Origin of the sequence: Glycocaulis sp. (assembly GCF_052168375.1) — a bacterium.
GTDB lineage: Bacteria > Pseudomonadota > Alphaproteobacteria > Caulobacterales > Maricaulaceae > Glycocaulis.
In genome coordinates this window covers 1-3,335 of the sequence record NZ_JBQLZR010000206.1, presented here as the reverse complement: position 1 = coordinate 3,335, position 3,335 = coordinate 1, and the positions used below count along the sequence as shown (strand labels likewise).

The 3,335-nt window shown below is 62.8% G+C and carries 3 protein-coding genes; 1 reads left to right on the top strand and 2 read right to left on the bottom strand.

The window, feature by feature from the left end:
* On the bottom strand, positions 1-637 hold a 637-nt coding region (locus ACTS2Z_RS08005), incomplete at its 3' end, for a LysR family transcriptional regulator (protein ID WP_442572689.1).
* Between the two features lie 117 nt (positions 638-754).
* Here ACTS2Z_RS08005 and ACTS2Z_RS08000 point away from each other — a divergent pair.
* On the top strand, positions 755-2,242 hold the full coding sequence (locus tag ACTS2Z_RS08000) for an NADP-dependent isocitrate dehydrogenase (RefSeq protein WP_442572688.1): 1,488 nt from the start codon (positions 755-757) through the stop codon (positions 2,240-2,242).
* Positions 2,243-2,316: 74 nt separating this feature from the next.
* On the opposite strand, the gene ACTS2Z_RS07995 is transcribed toward ACTS2Z_RS08000, so the two are convergent.
* Positions 2,317-2,715 carry a hypothetical protein gene (locus tag ACTS2Z_RS07995; RefSeq protein WP_442572687.1) on the bottom strand — a complete coding sequence of 133 codons (399 nt, stop codon included), beginning with the start codon at positions 2,713-2,715 and terminating at the stop codon, positions 2,317-2,319.
* Positions 2,716-3,335 lie beyond the last annotated feature (620 nt).

Below are 3,335 nucleotides of genomic sequence, written 5' to 3'. Positions count from 1 at the left end.
GCCGTGCCCGCCGCCCGGCCCGCGCCAGCGCCTCTACCGCCCGCTTGCGATAGACACACGGCTCCGGGCTGACAACCAGACGGGTGATCTCGGACGCCTCGAAAATCTCCGGCGTGGCGCCGACCCATACGAGGCGCTCTGCCCAGACGCGCTGAGGGTCGGCGCCGGCTGCCGGTTCTCGCTTGACCAGCGCGATGTCCAGCTTTCCGTCCCGGTACATGTCCATGAGGTTCAAGGTGAGGTCGCAGGTCACCTCCAGCTGCACACCGGGATAGGCCTTGGCAAACTTCGCAAGGGCGCGCGGCAGATAGGCGGTTGCGAAGTCTTCCGGCGTGCCAAGGCGCACCGAACCGGTCACATCGCCGGCCCTGAAAGCCGCCAGCGTCTCGTCGTGCAGGGCCGCCAGACGTTCCCCATAGGCAAGGAAGCGTTCCCCCGCCGGGGTCAGCGTGACAGCCCGGGCATTGCGCCGGAACAGCCGTTCCCCCAGCACCCGCTCAAGCCGCCGCACCTGCAGCGAGACAGCCGACTGTGTGCGCAGGACCTGTTCTCCGGCGCGCGTGAAACTGCCTGTCCGCGCCACCGCCAGGAAGGCGCTGACGAGATCGAGGTCGATCCGGTCTGCCATGCTTATCATGAGTTTTTCTCATTGATTGTCGTGTTGCGTTTAATTTTTCAAATCTCAATGCCTCAGGCAGTTTCCCGGCGCAAGGGCGCACTGCGCGTCCGCCCGTCATTCAAGGAGACTGAAAAGATGACCCACCAGCCCAGCGCATCGAAAGCCTTCCAGACCGCCACGCGTGTGCCGGTTCCTGTAACGGTAGCCTATGGCGACGGTATCGGCCCGGAAATCATGGAAGCATCCCTGCGCATACTGGAGGCCGCCGGAGCCGCGATTGCACCTGAACCCATCGAGATCGGCGAGAAGGTGTATCTGCGCGGTATCAGCGCCGGTATCGAACCGGAAGCCTGGGAGAGCCTGCGCCGCACGAAGGTCTTCTACAAGGCGCCGATCACGACGCCCCAGGGCGGCGGCTTCAAGTCACTCAACGTGACGGTGCGCAAATCACTGGGCATGTTTGCCAATGTCCGCCCGTGCGCCTCGCTGCATCCGTTCGTCGAGACCAAGCATCCCGACATGGACGTGGTGATCATCCGGGAGAACGAGGAAGACCTCTATGCGGGCATTGAGCACCGCCAGACCGATGAGGTGTTCCAGTGCCTGAAACTCTTCTCGCGTCCCGCCACCGAGCGGATCATCCGCTATGCCTTCGAGTACGCCCGCGCCAATGGCCGGCGCAAGGTCACCTGCTTCTCGAAGGACAACATCATGAAGCTGACCGACGGACTCTATCACCGCATCTTTGACGAGATCGCACCGGACTATCCCGAAATCGAGACTGAACACTGGATCATCGATATCGGCGCGGCAAAGCTCGCCGCCAATCCGGCTCAGTTCGACGTCATCGTGATGGCCAATCTCTATGGCGACATCCTGTCAGACGTTGCGGCCGAGATCACCGGTTCGGTCGGCCTCGGCGGCTCGGCGAACATTGGCGAGCACTGCTCCATGTTCGAGGCCATTCACGGCTCGGCCCCGCGCCGTGCCGGCCAGAACAGCGCCAACCCGTCCGGCCTGCTGCTCGCGGGCGTGCAGATGCTCACCCATATCGGCCAGGGCGATGTCGCTGCGCGCGTCCAGAACGCATGGGCCAAGACGATCGAGGACGGTATCCACACCTATGACATCTATCGCGAAGGCACCTCGCGCGAGCTGGTCACGACCTCCGGGTTTGCCGATGCCGTGATCGCCCGCCTGGGTCAGGAGCCGGTCAAGCTGAGCGCGGCCAGCGCCTCTGGTTCCGCCAAGGCGCCGGTCATACCGGCCATCATCCGGCGCGAGCCGCAAAAGCGCGAAATGGTGGGCGTCGATGTCTTCGTGCAGTGGGCCGGCGACAATCCCGATACGCTGGCAGAGCTGGTCGGCGGCGCGGTGCGCGATGGCGGCCCGAAGCTGGTCATGATCTCCAACCGGGGTGTGAAGGTGTGGCCCGCCGGCCTGCCGGAAACCTTCAAGACCGATCACTGGCGCTGCCGCTTCATGTTCGACGGCCTTGGCAATCGCGGTATGGTCGCCGAATTGATGGTCCGTCTGGCGCGTGAGGGCGTCGACTTCATCAAGACCGAACAGCTCTACAATTTCGATGGAGAGCCGGGCTATTCGCTGGGCCAGGGCCAGTAGGGTTCCAACTCAGCGCTGAAATACAGCCGGCGCGGCAGGAAACTGCCGCGTCGGTTTGTTTCTCGGGCCCGGTTCTAGTTCACGCCGCGCAGGAACTGGTTTCCGCTCGTCGGGATGCAGGGCTGGCCGTTCACGGCCGAAGTGAAATTGCCATACTGGGCGCCATATTGGCCCGGGCGGGTGGTCGAGCTGTAGCCGCGGCCATTATTGGCCCACGCGGGACAGGGATAGACACCGCCGCCATAGACCGGTGCCGCCGGGGCATAGCCATATCCGCCCGAGGGCTGGCCGGAATAACGCCGGATCGCGGCGCGCTGGCGTTCAAGGCACGCATTGCTGTAGCCCGCCATCGAGCCGTCGGGCCGATAGACGGCGCAGCGCTGGAAATCGCCGCCACCAAGACTTTGCGCGGCTGCGGGCGCAGCGGTTGCGGACATAAGCAAGGCAAAGGCAATCAATACTTTGCGCAACATGCAACACCTCCGGTTTTCACGCGTGAGACAGAATTGGCAGCGACGCTGCTGGGCCGCCCATGAATGGAAGATGAACACTTCGCAGGCCTGGTAATCGCGCCCGCCCTGATCAGCCAGAGCGGCCCTCGCGTTCACCGTACGCTATTGAAGGCGGGCACCAAAAAAGGCGCTTGTCGGCTGCCAGCACGAAACGTCCGTCTGCGAAACATTCATCGCGAATTTCGAGATTTTTCAATTGAGGATCCTACCAGCTTTCTCCAAGACGGCGCAGATTGTTCCTGACGCCACGGGCTTGGCCTTTAACTTAGCAAAAATCCGCTTTTCCTGTTGCCTGACAATCAGGGGCAAGATCGCAAATACGGCTTGCTCGAGCCTTGAACGACTGATCAACTCTGCGCGCTCAGAGGGGGGAAGTCTCTCATGTCTTGTGGCGATAGCGGCAGCAATCTCAGGCTACACGCAATGCCGAAAGCGATAGCAGTTCTCGCTGCGCTCGCGCTGGCGTCCTGCGCGACGGTCCAGCAGGCCGAGCTGGCAGCGATGCCGAATTTTGAGTCCGACGAAGCCTTGAGAGAGTTTCTCGCACCAGACGGCGATGTGATGGTCGGCACGCCTCCACC